Source organism: Stutzerimonas sp. KH-1 (genome assembly GCF_054483855.1).
The window spans coordinates 1,026,871-1,042,496 of sequence record NZ_CM137011.1 but is presented as its reverse complement, the minus strand read 5'-3'; the positions used below and the strand labels follow the sequence as shown (position 1 = coordinate 1,042,496).

Genomic DNA, 15,626 nt, shown 5'->3' with positions numbered 1-15,626 from the left:
ACGACCGTGTCATCCATTCTCTATAACTTTGAAGATCAGGATCAGGCTCACATTGTTTCGCAGATAAACCAGAACGGATTTGCCTGTCTGCACAACTTTCTGGACATGCTCCAGCTGCATCAACTGCGCGAGCAGGTGTATGAGCAGGCCCGCCGTCATCATGGTGAATACTTCGCTCACCACGATAGCGAGCCTGTCGCGGACTCGCTGGTCGCAGAACTGGGCAACGCGCCGGAGTTCCAGAAGTTGCTCGCCGATACCTACCGCGCCGGTGCCGGTCAGGCCGCCTACAGCGATCGCATCTACATGGTGATGCGCTGCGTGCAGGGACGGACCGGGCGCAAGGAGTCGAACTGCTTTCACTTCGATGCCTCGCTGGTGACCGCACTGTTGCCCGTGGAGATTCCGCAGGACGGCGAAGAACGTGGTGATCTGCTGCTGTTTCCCAATCTCCGGGCGATCCGCCGGTCGACGCTGTTCAACGTGGTGGAGAAAGCACTGCTGCAGAACCGCTTGAGTCGCCGGCTCATCACCCGGGCGATCGCCATCGGCCTGCTCAAGCCCCAGCGCCTGCAGCTGGTGCCGGGCAACCTGTATCTGTTCTGGGGCTACCGATCCCTGCACGCCAACGAACCCTGCGACCCGGCGAAGCTGCGTGCTACCGCCATCTTCCACTACGGCGACCCGCATGCGGGGAGCCTGCTGACCCGCATGATCCTCAAGCGAACCCAGCGCCGGGCCGCACGTGCCAGCGTGATCGGCGAACACCAGGCCGCCTGAGCCAGCCCATCCGTCCGCTTGCCGTCCGCCGCCTGCGGTCCCGGCAAGCGAACCACTCGATAAGGAAATCATCATGATCAACGTGACCAAGTCCTACCTGGGCAGCAAGAACAAGTTCAAGGCGTATGTGGACAGGATCTACAACACCGGCTGGCTCACCAACCACGGACCGTTGGTGACAGCGCTCGAGCAGCGGCTCAAGGACTATCTCGGCGTCCGGAACATCATCCTGACCAACAACGGCACCATCGCCCTACAGATCGCCTACCGCGCGCTCGGCATCACCGGCAGCGCAATCACAACGCCGTTCAGCTTCGTCGCCACCACCAGTTCGCTGCAATGGGAAGGTATACGGCCGATCTTCGCCGATATCGATCCGGCGACCTGGAATCTCGACCCGGCGCAGATCGAACGGCATATCCAAGCCGATACGTCGGCCATCGTCGCTACCCATGTCTTCGGCAACCCCTGCGATGTCGAACGTATCGAGCAGATCGCGCGCAGGCACGGCCTCAAGGTGATCTACGATGGCGCCCATGCCTTCGGCGTCCGGCACCAGGGTCGCTCGGTTTACGAATGGGGCGACATCAGCACCCTGAGTTTCCACGCAACCAAGCTGTTCCATACCATCGAGGGTGGCGCCATCGTCACCAACGATGACGACCTGGCCGAGCGCATCCGCCTGCTCTGCAACTTCGGCATCGTCGATACCGACCAGATCGACGGTATCGGCATCAACGCCAAGCTGAACGAATTTTCAGCGGCGATGGGCATGTGCGTACTCGACGATATCGAGCTGATTCTCGAGTGCCGCGCGGAGATCGGCCATCGCTACGAGCGACGCCTTGGCGGCCACTTCGACCTGCAGAAGGCGCAGGCCGACTCCCAATGCAACTACAGCTACTTTCCCGTTGCGCTGGCCAACGAAGGCCAACTGCTGAGCTGCCGGACTCAGTTGAACGAAAACGGCATCAATCCGCGTCGCTACTTCTATCCCTCGCTGGACACGCTCGAGCACTTGCAGCCCCAGGAGCCGCAGCCGAATTCCCGCTCGCTGAGCCGCCGGGTGCTGTGCCTGCCGATCTATCCCGGCTTGCCGCGCAAGGTGCAGGACAAGGTCATACAGACGCTGATCCAGGAGTCGATCCATAGCTCTGAGTCGAGCCGGACGCTATTCCAGCCATTCGTGGATGCCTTCGGGATGCTCGGCACCGAACGCATGCCTGCGCCCGATTACAAGCACATCTCCTGAGTGATGAGGGCGACCACGACTCATGTCAGATCCCAAGCGGCTATCGGTTATCCGCAACACCGGCCTGAATTACCTCGGCCAGGCTTACGCCCTGCTGATCGGCATCCTGATCCTGCCGTTCTACCTGGGCCACCTGGGCGCGGAGGCGTACGGGCTGATCGGCTTCTTCGCGGTGCTGCAGGCCTGGCTGCAGCTGCTCGATGCGGGGATGTCGCCGGCACTGGTGCGGCAGGTGGCGCACTATCGCGGCCAGGGTGATCTGTCCGCGGGTCCCGGGCCGGCCGGGCGCCTGCTGCGCTCGTTCGAGCTGATGCTGCTACCGATTGCAGTGGCGACCTGCGTGGCGATCTATCTGAGCAGCGGCTGGATCGCCGATACCTGGTTGCAGCCACGCGAACTTGGCACCGGGACCATCGGAAACTGCATCAGCCTGATGGGGCTGATGGTCGGCTTGCGTCTGTATGCAACGCTGTACAAGAGCGGCCTGCAAGGGGTCGAGCTGCATGGCTGGCTGAATGCGGCGAACATGCTGATCGCCACGCTGCGCTACTTCGGCGGGCTGGTTCTGGTTGCCTTCGTCTCGCAGGATCCGCTGGACTTCTTCTTGTTTCAGGCTGCCGTTGCGCTGGTGGAGACGCTCGCCTTCGCCAGCAAGGCCTACGTTCAGCTGACTGCTCCGCGGCTGCTGACGGGCATCGATTGGCAGGTCGTCCGGCCGGTGCTGCCGTTCGCCGGCGGCATGTTCTTCACCTCGCTGCTCTGGATCGCTCTGACCCAGCTGGACAAAGTGCTGCTGTCCAAGGTGCTGCTGCTCAAGGAGTACGGCTATTTCTCGCTGGTGGCGCTGATTACCACCGGCATCATGACGCTGACCAACCCGCTGGTGCAGACCCTGCTGCCGCGCATGACCATGCTCGCGGCCGAGGGACGGATCGCCGACATGGAGCGGCTCTACCTGAACGCAAGTCGCTTCGTCTGCAGCGTGCTGTTTCCGCTGGCCGCGGTGATCGCCTGGCACGGGCAGGCGCTGATATTCGCCTGGACCGGCGACCAGGCTGCGGCCCAGTGGAGCGAGCGCATGCTGTTCTGGTATGTGCCGGGCAGCGCGCTGATGGCGGTGGGCGCGTTCCAGTTCTACCTGCAGTACGCCTATGGCCAGCTACGGCTGCACATCTGGTACAGCGTCATTTCGACAGCCATCAGCATGCCGATCGTGGTCTACGCAGCCCTGATGCACGGCGCCTATGGCGCGGCGCTGGCGTGGTTCTTTCTGCGGCTGGCGACCTTCTTGATCTGGCCGCCGGTTGTGCATCGACGCTTCGCACCCAGGCTGCACGGCATCTGGATGGGCGAGATGCTGCGCATCAGCGCCATGACCGCACTCGGTCTGGCCCTGGGCGAGCCCCTGTTCGCAGCGCTCGTCAGCGACAACCGCTTCGACATTCTGCTGGCACTGGCCACAAGCGGGGCAGTCTGCCTGTTGCTGGTCCTCGTCAGCTCGAAGTCCCTGCTACTCAAGCTTCATCTACTCATCACCAAGCGAGCATCCAAAAATGGAATTGAAGAGCGAGCAAGCCTTGATTGAACGCTGGGGCGGCCGGACCGAGCCGCTGCTGAGCATCGTCTGCCTGGCGTACAACCACGCATCCTTTATCAGGAAGACGCTGGAAAGCTTCCTCCAGCAGGAAACGGACTTCCCTTTCGAGGTGATCGTCCATGACGACGCCTCGACCGACACCACGGCCGCGATCATTGCCGACTACGTGGCGCGCTATCCGGCCATCATCAAGCCGATCTACCAGACCCAGAACCAGTTCAGTCTGGGCGTGCCGTTCAGCACCCGTCTGTTCGCTCGCGCAGCCGGCAAGTACATCGCTTACTGCGAAGGCGACGACTACTGGACCGACCCGAGCAAGCTGCAACAGCAGGTGGATTTTCTCGAGCAGCACCGCGACTACGTCATCACCTTTCACGATGCGTTCATGTTCAACAGCAAGGGCATCATCCAGAGCCCGCAGCTCACCGGAAAGCTGCGCCGGGACGCCAGTGCCCTCGAGTTGATGCGGGGCCGCCCGCTCTCGACGTTGACGGTGTGCTTTCGCAACCTGATTCAGGAACTGCCGCCGGAGCTGCTCGGCGTAGAGGTGCTGGATATCTGCTGGTGGTCGCTGCTCGGCGCCTACGGCAAGGGCAAGTTCATGGACGGCATCAGCCCCGCTGCCTATCGCGTGCACGAGGGCGGAATCTTCTCCATGCGGCCAAGCAAGCAGCGCATCCAGATGGCCATGCATGCGCACTACTCCCTGGCGCGCTACTACAACCGCATCGGTAATCGCGAGCTGTACGAGTACTTCCTGATCCAGGTGTTCGGTGAATGTCTAGCGCTGGTCTCGCCGTTCAGCAAGCTCCAGGCGCTCTCGACCATCGCACAGAACATCGGCCTCAATCTGCTGCGCCGATTGAGCCCCCGCCTGGCCAGAAGCTGATCCCCAGCCCCGAAACTCTCGAAACAACGCACCATGAGGAAGGATTCCCAATGACTGCCTTGACCCGATCTTCGCTGGAATACGATGCCGACAACCGCATCGACCTGGCCGGCATCATGCGCACCGCCTACGACCACAAGGCGCTGATCATCGCCATCACCGGGCTGTTCACCGCCCTGGGTATCGTCTACGCCCTCATCGCCACGCCGATCTACCAGGCCACCGCGATGATCCAGATCGAGCCGAAGAAGGCCGCCATCACCGGCGTACCGGAGGTCGTGCCGCGCCCCGACTCGGTTTCCCAGGCGGTCACCGAGATCTCGTTGCTCAAATCTCGCGCCGTGCTGGGCAGAGCGGTCGAGGAACTGAAGCTGTACATCGTCGCCAGGCCCCGCCATTTCCCGCTGATTGGCGCCTTCATGGCGCGCCGGCATGACCCGGCAACCGATGGCGCACTGGCCGCACCGCTGTTCGGCCTGACCGGCTATGCCTGGGGTGGCGAGAAGCTCGACGTATTTCAGCTCGACGTCCCGGAAGATTACCTGGGCATGGAGCTGACACTGGTGGCCGGGACCGCTGGCAACTTCGGCCTGTATGACGACGAGCACCAGCTGATCCTGCGTGGCCAGGTCAACCAGGCCATCGAAGGCCAGGGTTTCAAGGTGCAGATCGCCGAACTGCAGGCCCACCCGGGCACCGAGTTCGTCCTGCTCAGGAATCGCCCGCAGACCACGGCTCTGGAATACCAGGACCGCCTGAAGGTCGGTGAGGCCGGCAAGGACTCCGGCATCATCTACATGTCGCTGGAAGATCCGGACCCGCAGCTGGCCAGCCGGGTGCTGGACGAGATCAGCCGCCTGTACGTCAACCAGAACATCCAGCGCAGCTCCGCCGAGGCAGCCCAGCGACTGGACTTCCTGCGCTCGCAGCTGCCCCAGGTGCGCAAGGAGCTGGAAAAGGCCGAAGCCGCGTTACACGACTATCAGACCAGCTCCAAGTCGGTGGACATCAGCATCGAGACCAAGGGTGTGCTGGACCAGATCGTGCAGCTGGAGACCCAGCTGTCGGAACTGTCGCTCAAGCGCGTGGAGTACGACCGCCTCTACACCCGCGAGCACCCGACCTATCGCACGCTGATGACCCAGATGAACGAGCTGCAGGCGCAGAAGGCGCAGCTGCTGAAGAAGGTCGACGCCTTGCCCATGACGCAGCAGGAGTTGCTGCGCCTCAAACGTGACATGGAAGTCACGACCCAGACCTATACGCTGCTGATGAACCAGGCGCAGGAGCAGGACATTCTCCGCGCCGGAACCATCGGTAACGTACGTATCATCGACAACGCCTACTCGATGATCGAGAAGCCGTCCAAGCCGGTTCGCCCGCTGGTGGTGGCGCTCGCCCTCTTCGTCGGCCTGCTGGTCTCGGCGGCAGTGATCCTGCTGCGCCAGGCGTTCTACCGTGGCGTGGAGAGCCCGGACGTGATCGAGAAGCTCGGCGTACCGGTGTACGCCGGCCTGCCCTACAGCGCCTCGCAGGAACAGCTGAACCGGCGGCGCAAGACACGCGATGGCAAGACCCGCCTGCTCAGCATCAGCGAGCCGACCGACCTGGCCGTCGAATCGCTGCGCAGCCTGCGCACCAGCCTCAAGTTCGCCATGCTCGAGGCACGCAACAAGGTGCTGATGATCACCAGCCCGACGCCCTCGGTGGGCAAGTCGTTCGTCTCCAGCAACCTCGCCGCGGTCATCGCCCAGACCGGCCAGCGCGTGCTGCTGATCGATGGCGACATGCGCCGTGGCTATCTGCACACGCTGTTCGGCATGACGCCGCGCAACGGTCTGTCGGATGCATTGGCAGGCGGCCTCGACCTGGCGGCGATCATCAACCGTACCGAGCTGAAGAACCTGCATTTCATCTCTGCCGGATTCTCCGCGCCGAACCCCTCCGAACTGCTCATGCACGAGAACTTCTCGCGGCTGCTCAAGGAGGCGGAAAAGCTCTACGACTTCATCATCATCGACACGCCGCCGGTGCTGGCCGTCACCGATGCGGTACTGGTGGCGCAGCAGGCAGGCACCAACCTGCTGGTGGCCCGCTTCGGTCTCAGCACCGGCTCGCAGATCGATGCCTCCAAGCGCCGTCTGGCGCAGAACGGCGTGCTGCTCAAGGGCGTGATCCTCAACGCGGTGAAACGCAAGGCCTCCACTTCGCCGTACGACAGCGGCGCCTATGGCTATTACACCTACACCACCCAGAAAGCCTGAATGCAGACACGGAGGTGCGCCATGCTCAGAACCGTCTCGATGATGCAGCCCTACCTTTTTCCCTATCTGGGCTATTTTCAGTTGATCGCCCTCAGCGACGTATTCGTGCTGGGTGACGACCTGCAATACGTGAAGGGCTCATGGATGAACCGCAACCGGATACTGGTCAACGGTCAGCCCAAGCTGATCACCTTCCCGCTACGCAAGGGCCATCAGACCGAGCGCATCAACCAACGCTGGCTGTGCGATGACTTCGACAAGGAAGCCGCGGCCCTGATGAAGACGCTCGAGCGCAGCTATGCCAGGGCGCCGCAGCGCGACACGGTGCTGCCGCTGATCCAGAGCATCCTCGAATGCCCCGAGCGCAACCTGGCGACCTTTGCCGAGCATTCGCTGCGCCGGCTGTGCGCCTATCTGGACATCCGCACGCCGATCTACCGCGGCTCCAGCCTCGATCTGCCGGCGAAGATGGACATGCAGGAGCGCGTCATCCAGATCACCCATCGCATGGATGGCGAGCTCTACCTCAACCCCATCGGCGGCATGGAGCTGTACTGCCCCGCCCGCTTCCGCGCCGAGGGGCTGCTGCTGCGCTTCCTGCGCATGGACGATGACGTCGTCTACCCCCAGCTCAAGCATGCATTCGTGCCGTCGCTGTCGATCATCGACGTGATGATGTTCAACAGCCGCGAACAACTGAAGGGCCTGCTGCTGCGTTTCAGCGTGGTGGAAGGCCATGAGAAACGAGCAACGCTGATGCCGGCATGACCGCCATTGGCCGTAGGAATACGGAACCGTCGACAAGGGAAGGACACCTTCATGACCACCGACACAACCGCACGCTGGTACCTGATCCAGACCAAGCCGCGACAGGAGGCTCGCGCCGAGGAACACCTGCTGCGCCAGCACTTCGAGTGCTATCGGCCGCTCAAGGCGCTCTCGACCAGCCGTGGCTCGACGCCCGGCCGAACCGGCGAGGCGCTGTTTCCGGGTTACCTGTTCATCCGCCTCGATTGCACACATGACAACTGGTACCCGATCCGCTCGACGCGTGGCGTGAGCCGCGTGGTGACCTTCGGCGGCCAGCCGACGCCGGTACGCGACGAGCTGATCGAGCAGTTGCGACAACGCCTGGCCCGGGACGAACGCCCGACGAACCTGACCTTCAAGCCGGGCGAGCGGGTCCAGGTCTGCGGTGGCAGCTTCGCCGATATCGAAGCCATCTTCGTCGCCAGCGATGGCGAGGAGCGCTCGATCATCCTGCTCAACCTGCTGCAGCGAGAACAGAAGGTACGGGTGCCCAACCGCTACCTCCAGTGCCATGCCTGAGATCAGGCGGGTTCTCGCTGAACCCGCACGGCCTGACAGGCCCAGACAGCGAGCCAAACCATGAAGATCCTATTGCTCAACGCGTTCTACCCGCCGCATGTAGGCGGTGGCGCTGAAGTCATGCTGCGCCACCTCGCCGAAGGCTTGCAGCGGCGTGGCTGTGAGGTGGTCGTACTGGCGACCGGCCCGGATGCCGGCCTGCATTCGCAAACCCAGAACCAGGTGCGCGTCTATCGTGCCGGGCTGGCCAATTTCTACTGGCACTACACCCAGCAACGCCCGAGCCGCCTGGCCCGACTCGGCTGGCACTACCGCGACCGCTACAACGGCGAGATGCGCCGCCACGTGCGCGATGTGATCGAGCGCGAGCAGCCGGACATCGTCGTCAGCAACAACCTCACCGGTTGGTCGATTTCCGCCTGGGACGAGATCAGCGCCGCGGGCCTGCCCATCGTCCAGGTGCTGCACGACCTGTATCTGCTCTGCCCCAAGGACACCATGTTCAACCACGGCAGGAGCTGCCAGCGCCAGTGTGGCCTGTGCTCGACGTTCCGCCTCGGCCACGCCCGCGCTTCGACGCAGGTCTCGACCGTGATCGGTGTCAGCCGCTTCATTCTCGAACGCATCACCGCCCAGGGATACTTCAGCCACGCTCGCCAGCATGTAGTGCACAACTGCACACCGGCCGAGACCGGCATGGGCAGCCGACTCAAACCACGCAGCGGTCATCCGCTGCGCTTCGGCTACATCGGCACGCTTTCGGAGAACAAGGGTGTCGGCTGGCTGATCACGCAGTTCCAGCGCCTGGGGATCGATGCACGGCTGGATATCGCCGGGCGCGGCAAGCTGGACTACGAGGCCCGCCTCAAGGCCATGGCCGACCCGGCCAAGGTGAGCTTTCTCGGCTACTGCGACCGCGACGAGTTCATGCAGAGCATCGACGTGCTGGTGGTGCCCTCGCTGTGGGCCGAGCCATTCGGCCTGGTGGCCGTCGAGGGCTGCGCCAATCAGCTGCCGGTGATCGCCAGCGACATGGGCGGGCTGCCCGAGATCATCCGCGACGGACACAACGGTCTGCTCTGCTCGCCCGACGATCCGGATTCGCTCGGCATCGCCATGCTCTGGCTGTACATCGACGGCACCCTACGCCACCGCCTTGCCAGCCAGGCCCGCGCCAGCGTGCTGCCACTGCTGGATATGGAACGCATGCTGGACCGCTATCAGTCGATCCTGCACGAGACGCTTCAGGGAACGAGAATCCACCATGAACCAGAGCCTGCTGATCACCCCGCGACCACGCGACTCGAATCCGTTGGCCTTCGACAAGCCGACCCTGTTGACGCTGGTCGTCGCCTCGCTGCTGCTGACTGAAACCTTCTCCGGCGCCCTGCGCTACTACTTCGACATGGCCGGGATCTCCTGGCTGCTGTACCTGCCCAAGATTGCCTGTCTGGCGGCGCTGAGCCTGGAGCTGCTGCGCTATCGCGGCTGGCCACTGTTCTGGCTGGTGCTGCTCGGCCTGGTGACGTCCAGCCAGCTGGCGCTGATGCATGGGGCGGAGCTGCACAACATCGGCTTCAGCCTGTTCATCTACATCCCGCTGCTGTTCGGCCTGATCTGCGGCCGGCACCTGGAGCTGCGGCTCGGGCTGCTGCGGCGAATCATCGGCTTCTGCCTGATCGCCTCGTTCGTCGGTATCGCCCTGGACCTGCTCACCAGCGTGCCGTGGAAGGGCTACAGCTACATGGTCGGCGAGGTGGAACTGAGCGCCAACCGCTCCTGGGCGTTCGACGACATCGACCGCATCGGCGGTTTCGCCCGCATGTCCACGGCGCTGTCGGTGATGATCGCGATCTACAGCCTGTTCATCGCCGCGTTCACCCGCTCGCGGCTGCTGCGGCTGATGCTGTATGTCGCCGCGCTGATCGGCATCGTGCTGACCACCAACAAGTCCACCGCGGCGGCCTATGTGCTGACCCTGCTGATGCTGATCGTCACCGCATATCGTTTTGCCAGCGCCACGGCTTTTCTCGTTGCAGTGCTGGTCGGCCTGATGCTGCCGATGGCCAGCCTGGTGCTGAGCCTGGACCCCAATGCGGCCAACAATGGCACCTTGCTCGCCTCGTTCGCCGACCGGCTGATCAACAGCTGGCCGAACTTCATCGGCGTCATCACCCGTGAAGGCTGGGGCTGGTGGGGCGCCGGCTTCGGCGCGGTGGGCAGCGCCGGCCAGGTCTATCCGCTACCGGGGCTGGAGCTGCTGAGCATCGCTGACAACACCGCGCTGTATCTGTGGGGGATGCTCGGGATCTTCGGCGTGCTGCTCTACCTGCTGACCTTCCCGCTCATGCTGCGCCTGCACGAGCGCGGATCGCGGTGGCGCAACGCGCTGCTACCGATCGTGTTCTGCCTGTGTCTGGTGGCCTGGGCCACCGATGTGCTGGAGGTGACCACGGCCACGCTGTTCCTCGGCCTGGCGATCTCCCATGTGCTGACCCCGGCCCGGTCGCCGGCCGACGGCCTCGCTGCCCAGCGGCTACCCGAACTGCAACGCCTGATCTGAGCCTCAACCCTCACGGATGATCCACATGACGATGCGCTCTACCCTGCTCAACGCCGTACTGTACGGCGGTCTGCTCGGCTGTTCGTTCCAGATTACGGCGCAAACCGTTGACGAACCCTTCGTCGTCGGTGTCTGTGCCCATGAGCTGCACAAGGGCGACCCCAGCGGTCGCGCCTACACCATGATGCGCGATGCCGGCATCACCTCGGTGCGCACCGATGCCCACTGGGCCTATGTCGAGCGCCAGCCGAACCAGCTGAAGATCGAACCGTCCTGGCAGCGCTATCTGAAGGAAACCGCTCGCCATGGCCTCAGCACCCAGTTCATTCTCGGTTATGGCAACCAGCATCACGGGGATGGCGAGAAGCCCAGAAGCGAGCCGGTGCGGGCCGCGTACAACCGCTACGTCGACTTCGTTACCGAGAACCTCAAGGGCCAGGTGGCCTATTACGAGATCTGGAACGAGTGGGACGTGGAAGACCCCCGCGACCCGGCGTTCACCCAGGACTACGCCCGGCTCATCGCCGACGCGGCAGGGATCATCCGCCAGCGTGACCCGGCTGCCACCGTGCTGGCCGGCGCCGTGACCAGCCAGGGCATCGAGTCTGGTTTCGCTCTGCGCCTGTTGGAGAACGGCCTGATGCAGTCGGTGGACGGCCTCTCGCTGCACCCCTACGTGCATTGCCGCGGTTGGCGGCGCAATACACCGGAAGCCTGGATCGACTGGATGACCGAGGTGGACAAGGAACTGACCCGCGCCGCCGGGCGTCCGGTGCCGCTCTACCTGACCGAGATGGCCTGGCCCTCGCATCAGGGCGCGTGCGGCATCGACGAAACCCTGCAGGCCGCCTACCTGGCGCGGGCATTCTTCCTCGCCCGAACGCTGCCGAACATCAAGGGCATGTGGTGGTACGACTTCCGCAACGACGGCACCGACAAGACCGAGCGCGAGCACAACTTCGGCCTGGTGCGTCAGGATTTCACGCCCAAACCGGCCTACCCGGTGCTCGCCGCGATCAGCGAGATCGTCAGCCAATACGCCTACCTCGGCCGCCTGGAAAACACTGCAAATGATGTGGTGATGCTGCGCTTCGCCCGGGGCGAGGACGAACTGCTGGTGGCCTGGAGCACCGGCAAGCCAAGGACCGTCGAGCTGCGCGGCAACGAGAACAACGAAGGCATCACCGGGCGCGTGGCGATGATCGATACCGCGCAGCCCCGCCACGGACGGGTGACCACTGGCAACGAATGGCGCTGCCCGGCCAGTGACGACGCCTGCAGCACCACGGTGAAGCTCGACGGCTTTCCCAAGATCATCAGCCTGCGCGCCGTCGCCACCGAGGGCTGAGCACACGCGACAGCCCGCGGATCGAGGCGCCCGTGCGAACAACCTGCCGGTGACATCGCCGGTCGCAGGGATGCCCATCGCCCGCGCTGGTTGACCTTTCCAACCGAATACCTGGTACCCCCGCAAGGAGAACCCGGATGATCGTCATCAACGCACGATTCCTCACCCAGGAGACCCGCGGCGTACAACGCTTCGCCGAACAGGTCTGCCTGGAGCTGGGCGCGACGCGCAAGGACCTGACCTTCGTCGCACCGCACGACATTCGCATGCACGACAGCGCCAAGCGTCTGCAGGTGCGCTGCATCGGTCGCCACAGCGGCCATCTATGGGAACAGTTGGATTTGCCGCTGTGGCTGGCGCGCAACGGCTCGCCGCCGCTCGTCTCGCTGTGCAACACCGCGCCGCTGATCTACCGCAACCAGGTCGCCACCCATCACGACATTACCTATGTTCGCCACCCGGAGAGCTACTCACGCGCCTTCCGCGGTTTCTACAAGGGGCTGACGCCATTGCTGCTCAGACGCATCAAGGCGCTGATCACCGTCAGCGACTTTTCCCGCCGGGAAATCGCCGGCTATTACGGTTATCCGAGCGAGAAGATCTGCGTGGTGCCCAACGCAGTCGCGTCGACGTTCCGCCCGCCCGATCCGCAGGCACCCAATGAGCGGGACAAGCCTTACCTGCTGGCGGTTTCCTCGCCCAATGCGCACAAGAACTTCGCCCGCATGGTCGCGGCATTCCTCAGCCTGGAGGGCTTCGACGACGTCGAGCTGCACATCGTCGGCGATTCGCATTCGGTGTTCTCCGGCACCGATGGCAGCGTAAGCGATGACCGCCGGGTGCGCCTGCTCGGGCGCATCGACGATGCGCAGCTGGTGCGTGAGTACCAGGGTGCCAGGGCTTTCGTCTTCCCGTCGCTGTACGAAGGCTTCGGCATCCCACCGCTGGAGGCTCAGGCCTGCGGCTGTCCGGTGATCGCGGCGCGGGCGGCATCGATACCCGAGGTGCTGGGCGAAAGCGTGCTGTACTTCGACCCGCTCGACATCGAGGACATCGCCCGCTGCATGGGCCATGTGCTGCGCGATGCGCAGCTGCGCGACGACCTGCGCACCCTGGGCGAAGGCAATGTGCTGCGCTACTCCTGGAAGCGCTCGGCACAGATCGTCTCGCAACTCATCGACCAGACCCTGACCGGCAAGCGCAGCCCGCCTCCGATGGTTGCCTGGTCATCCGAGCGGCGCCTGCCCTGAGCGCCCTCCCCGGTTCGTTCGTTCAATCATCAAGCGAGGCAGACCATGGAACGGTTGGCACATGTCGATGCGCTGCGCGGCGGCGCAGCACTCCTGCTGCTCATGCACGCGCTGCCGCTAGCAACGGCTGACGGCGCTACGGCGGGCCTGGGCGTAGACCTCTGGCTACTGGCGACGCTCTGGTTCTTGCTCGGCTGCGGCTTCGTGGTGCCGGCCAGTCTGCATGCCAGCAGCGACGGCGGACGCGGCTTCGTGGTGCGCCGTCTGCTGCGCCTGGTGCCGCTTTACCTGCTGGCCGCGCTGCTGACGGCGCTGCTGCTGCCGGAGGCGTCGGCCTGGCTGCCCGGGGTGGCAGCAGCCAAGCAAGCCATCCCGTTCGAGGTCGCCAGCGCCTACGGCGCGATGCCGCCGATCCTGTTGTTCTATCTGCTGTGCCTGTTGATGCATCAGCTCGGCCTGCTGCACAGCGTCAGTCTGCGCGCCGGTGCCGCTCTGCTGCTGTTGGCCTGCTCGCTCCTGCTGGCGCTGGCCCGGCAGCTGCTGGATGGCGCATTGCCGGTCACGCTGCCGTTGCTGGTTTCGCTGATGCTGTTCGCCTCCCTGCGGCACGAGGCGCAGCATGCCGACAGTAGCTACGCCCGCCGCCGCGCCCGGGAATACGCACGCTACACGCGACGAGCCTACGTGCTGGTGCTGCCGGTCATCTTTCTCGCCGGCTGGTCGCAGGGCGACGCGGCCTGGGCACGGCAGCTGCTGACCTACGCCGTGGCGCTGGCCGGCTTCGTGCTGCTCACCGGTCGCCTGACGATAGGCACGCCGCTGCTGGTCTGGCTGGGCCAGCTCGGTTATGGGCTCTATCTGCTGTTGCCAGCGATGCAGCGACTGGCCGCGCTGTTGATGCAAAACCTCGCAATCAGCGGGCCGGGCGCGGTAATGGGCACCGCACTGCTGGGTCTGCTGCTGGCACTGGGCAGCGCCATGCTCTGTCGCTGGCTGCTAGAGCAACCGCTGGCGCACGCCGGCAAGCGCCTCACCGGGCAAAGCGGCCTGCTGCCACTGGCACGCCTGCACACGCGCTGACCATCCCCGTTTCATGCCTGCAAGGCGGCCCTGCCGCCGATCCTCTAGACCAAGGAAGTCAATCCATGAAAGTTGCCATCGTTCACGACTGGCTGGTGACCTACGCCGGCGCCGAGCGCGTGCTCGCCGGGCTGTGCGCCGTGTGGCCGGACGCCGACCTGTTCGCCGTCATCGATTTCCTCTCCGATGAAGACCGCGCCCACCTCGGCGGCAAGCGCGCCACCACGACCTTTATCCAGCAGCTGCCCAAGGCCCGCACGCACTATCAGAAGTATCTGCCGTTGATGCCGCTGGCCATCGAGCAGCTGGACATGTCGGCCTACGACCTGGTCATTTCCAGCAGCCATGCGGTGGCCAAGGGCGTGCTGACCGGCCCCAACCAGCTGCACATCAGCTACGTGCATTCGCCCATTCGCTACGCTTGGGACCTGCAGCACCAGTACCTGCACGAAGCCAGCCTGGAGCGCGGCGTCAAGGCCAAGCTGGCGCGCATGCTGCTGCACTACATGCGCATGTGGGATCAGCGCACCGCCAGTGGCGTCGACGAGTTCATCGCCAATTCGCATTTCATCGGCCGGCGCATCAACAAGAGCTACCGGCGCCAGTCCACGGTGATCTACCCCCCGGTGGATACCCGCCAGTTCACCCTGCACGAGGCCAAGGAAGACTTCTACCTGACCGCATCTCGCATGGTGCCGTACAAGAAGATTCCGCTGATCGTCGAGGCCTTCGCGGCGATGCCGGACAAGCGCCTGATCGTGATCGGCAGCGGCCCGGAGATGGACAAGGCCCGCGAAGTCGCCGGGCCCAATGTGTCCCTGCTCGGTTACCAGAGCTTCGAGGTGCTGCTGCGCCACATGCAGCGCGCCAGGGCGTTCGTCTTCGCCGCAGAAGAGGATTTCGGCATCGCGCCGATCGAGGCCCAGGCCTGCGGCACCCCGGTAATCGCCTACGGTCGCGGCGGTGTGCTGGAAACCGTGCGGGGGCTCGAGCATGCCGAGCCCACCGGGGTGTTCTACCCCGAGCAGACAACCGCTTCGATCATCGCGGCCATCGACGAGTTCGAACACCAGCGCGCGCGTATCAGCGCGGCAAGCTGCCGGCGCAACGCCGAACGTTTCTCGGGTGAGCGATTCGAGCTCGAGATCCGCGCCTTCGTCGAGGCGCGACTGCGCGAAGCCAGGCTCGGCGACGGCCTGGCCCTGGCGCCCAGTTCTCAACCGAGCACGCCGCTCTATCCGGCCGCGGTCGTTCCGATAAAGCACGCCTGACCA

Annotated in this window: 13 protein-coding genes; all 13 read left to right on the top strand. The window is 64.3% G+C overall.

What is annotated here, in order from left to right:
- The first annotated feature begins 6 nt into the window (after positions 1 to 6).
- The 13 genes from ACX1DW_RS05105 to ACX1DW_RS05045 all read left to right on the top strand — a co-directional run bounded on the left by ACX1DW_RS05105 (position 7) and on the right by ACX1DW_RS05045 (position 15,623).
- Positions 7 to 780: a hypothetical protein gene (locus ACX1DW_RS05105; protein WP_458992926.1), complete on the top strand. Its 774-nt coding sequence runs from the start codon at positions 7 to 9 to the stop codon at positions 778 to 780.
- Between the two features lie 73 nt (positions 781 to 853).
- Positions 854 to 2,032: a DegT/DnrJ/EryC1/StrS family aminotransferase gene (locus ACX1DW_RS05100; protein WP_458992925.1), complete on the top strand. Its 1,179-nt coding sequence runs from the start codon at positions 854 to 856 to the stop codon at positions 2,030 to 2,032.
- Positions 2,033 to 2,054: 22 nt separating this feature from the next.
- A complete protein-coding gene (locus ACX1DW_RS05095) occupies positions 2,055 to 3,617 on the top strand; it encodes a lipopolysaccharide biosynthesis protein (protein WP_458992924.1) in 1,563 nt (520 codons plus the stop codon).
- The gene (locus tag ACX1DW_RS05090; protein ID WP_230724877.1) at positions 3,586 to 4,518 is read left to right on the top strand and encodes a glycosyltransferase family 2 protein; all 933 of its coding nucleotides are present in this window, start codon (positions 3,586 to 3,588) and stop codon (positions 4,516 to 4,518) included. Before ACX1DW_RS05095 ends, ACX1DW_RS05090 begins: the two co-directional genes overlap by 32 nt.
- Before the next feature lie 50 nt (positions 4,519 to 4,568).
- Complete coding sequence (locus tag ACX1DW_RS05085) at positions 4,569 to 6,782, top strand: polysaccharide biosynthesis tyrosine autokinase (protein ID WP_152481155.1); 2,214 nt, start codon at positions 4,569 to 4,571, stop codon at positions 6,780 to 6,782.
- A 21-nt stretch (positions 6,783 to 6,803) separates the two neighbouring features.
- The gene (locus ACX1DW_RS05080; RefSeq protein ID WP_458992923.1) at positions 6,804 to 7,550 is read left to right on the top strand and encodes a WbqC family protein; all 747 of its coding nucleotides are present in this window, start codon (positions 6,804 to 6,806) and stop codon (positions 7,548 to 7,550) included.
- 51 nt (positions 7,551 to 7,601) lie between these two features.
- Positions 7,602 to 8,111, top strand: coding sequence for a transcription/translation regulatory transformer protein RfaH (gene rfaH, locus ACX1DW_RS05075; RefSeq protein WP_458992922.1), 510 nt, complete (start codon positions 7,602 to 7,604; stop codon positions 8,109 to 8,111).
- 60 nt (positions 8,112 to 8,171) lie between these two features.
- Positions 8,172 to 9,482, top strand: coding sequence for a glycosyltransferase family 4 protein (locus ACX1DW_RS05070; RefSeq protein WP_458992921.1), 1,311 nt, complete (start codon positions 8,172 to 8,174; stop codon positions 9,480 to 9,482).
- Positions 9,376 to 10,674 (top strand): hypothetical protein, encoded by a 1,299-nt coding sequence (locus ACX1DW_RS05065; protein ID WP_110777422.1) that lies wholly within the window; start codon positions 9,376 to 9,378, stop codon positions 10,672 to 10,674. Before ACX1DW_RS05070 ends, ACX1DW_RS05065 begins: the two co-directional genes overlap by 107 nt.
- Before the next feature lie 25 nt (positions 10,675 to 10,699).
- Positions 10,700 to 12,022 (top strand): hypothetical protein, encoded by a 1,323-nt coding sequence (locus tag ACX1DW_RS05060; RefSeq protein WP_458992920.1) that lies wholly within the window; start codon positions 10,700 to 10,702, stop codon positions 12,020 to 12,022.
- 137 nt (positions 12,023 to 12,159) lie between these two features.
- Positions 12,160 to 13,272 carry a glycosyltransferase family 4 protein gene (locus tag ACX1DW_RS05055; RefSeq protein WP_285361894.1) on the top strand — a complete coding sequence of 371 codons (1,113 nt, stop codon included), beginning with the start codon at positions 12,160 to 12,162 and terminating at the stop codon, positions 13,270 to 13,272.
- 45 nt (positions 13,273 to 13,317) lie between these two features.
- The gene (locus ACX1DW_RS05050) at positions 13,318 to 14,352 is read left to right on the top strand and encodes an acyltransferase (RefSeq protein ID WP_458992919.1); all 1,035 of its coding nucleotides are present in this window, start codon (positions 13,318 to 13,320) and stop codon (positions 14,350 to 14,352) included.
- Between the two features lie 65 nt (positions 14,353 to 14,417).
- Positions 14,418 to 15,623, top strand: coding sequence for a glycosyltransferase family 4 protein (locus ACX1DW_RS05045; RefSeq protein WP_230724869.1), 1,206 nt, complete (start codon positions 14,418 to 14,420; stop codon positions 15,621 to 15,623).
- Positions 15,624 to 15,626 lie beyond the last annotated feature (3 nt).

Bases quoted from the DNA above. Each gene is read 5' to 3' on its own strand.
- ACX1DW_RS05100 (WP_458992925.1), top strand. From the start codon at position 854: ATGATCAACGTGACCAAGTCCTACCTGGGCAGCAAGAACAAGTTCAAG.
- ACX1DW_RS05095 (WP_458992924.1), top strand. From the start codon at position 2,055: ATGTCAGATCCCAAGCGGCTATCGGTTATCCGCAACACCGGCCTGAAT.
- ACX1DW_RS05090 (WP_230724877.1), top strand. From the start codon at position 3,586: ATGGAATTGAAGAGCGAGCAAGCCTTGATTGAACGCTGGGGCGGCCGG.
- ACX1DW_RS05085 (WP_152481155.1), top strand. From the start codon at position 4,569: ATGACTGCCTTGACCCGATCTTCGCTGGAATACGATGCCGACAACCGC.
- ACX1DW_RS05080 (WP_458992923.1), top strand. From the start codon at position 6,804: ATGCTCAGAACCGTCTCGATGATGCAGCCCTACCTTTTTCCCTATCTG.
- rfaH (WP_458992922.1), top strand. From the start codon at position 7,602: ATGACCACCGACACAACCGCACGCTGGTACCTGATCCAGACCAAGCCG.
- ACX1DW_RS05070 (WP_458992921.1), top strand. From the start codon at position 8,172: ATGAAGATCCTATTGCTCAACGCGTTCTACCCGCCGCATGTAGGCGGT.
- ACX1DW_RS05065 (WP_110777422.1), top strand. From the start codon at position 9,376: ATGAACCAGAGCCTGCTGATCACCCCGCGACCACGCGACTCGAATCCG.
- ACX1DW_RS05060 (WP_458992920.1), top strand. From the start codon at position 10,700: ATGACGATGCGCTCTACCCTGCTCAACGCCGTACTGTACGGCGGTCTG.
- ACX1DW_RS05055 (WP_285361894.1), top strand. From the start codon at position 12,160: ATGATCGTCATCAACGCACGATTCCTCACCCAGGAGACCCGCGGCGTA.
- ACX1DW_RS05050 (WP_458992919.1), top strand. From the start codon at position 13,318: ATGGAACGGTTGGCACATGTCGATGCGCTGCGCGGCGGCGCAGCACTC.
- ACX1DW_RS05045 (WP_230724869.1), top strand. From the start codon at position 14,418: ATGAAAGTTGCCATCGTTCACGACTGGCTGGTGACCTACGCCGGCGCC.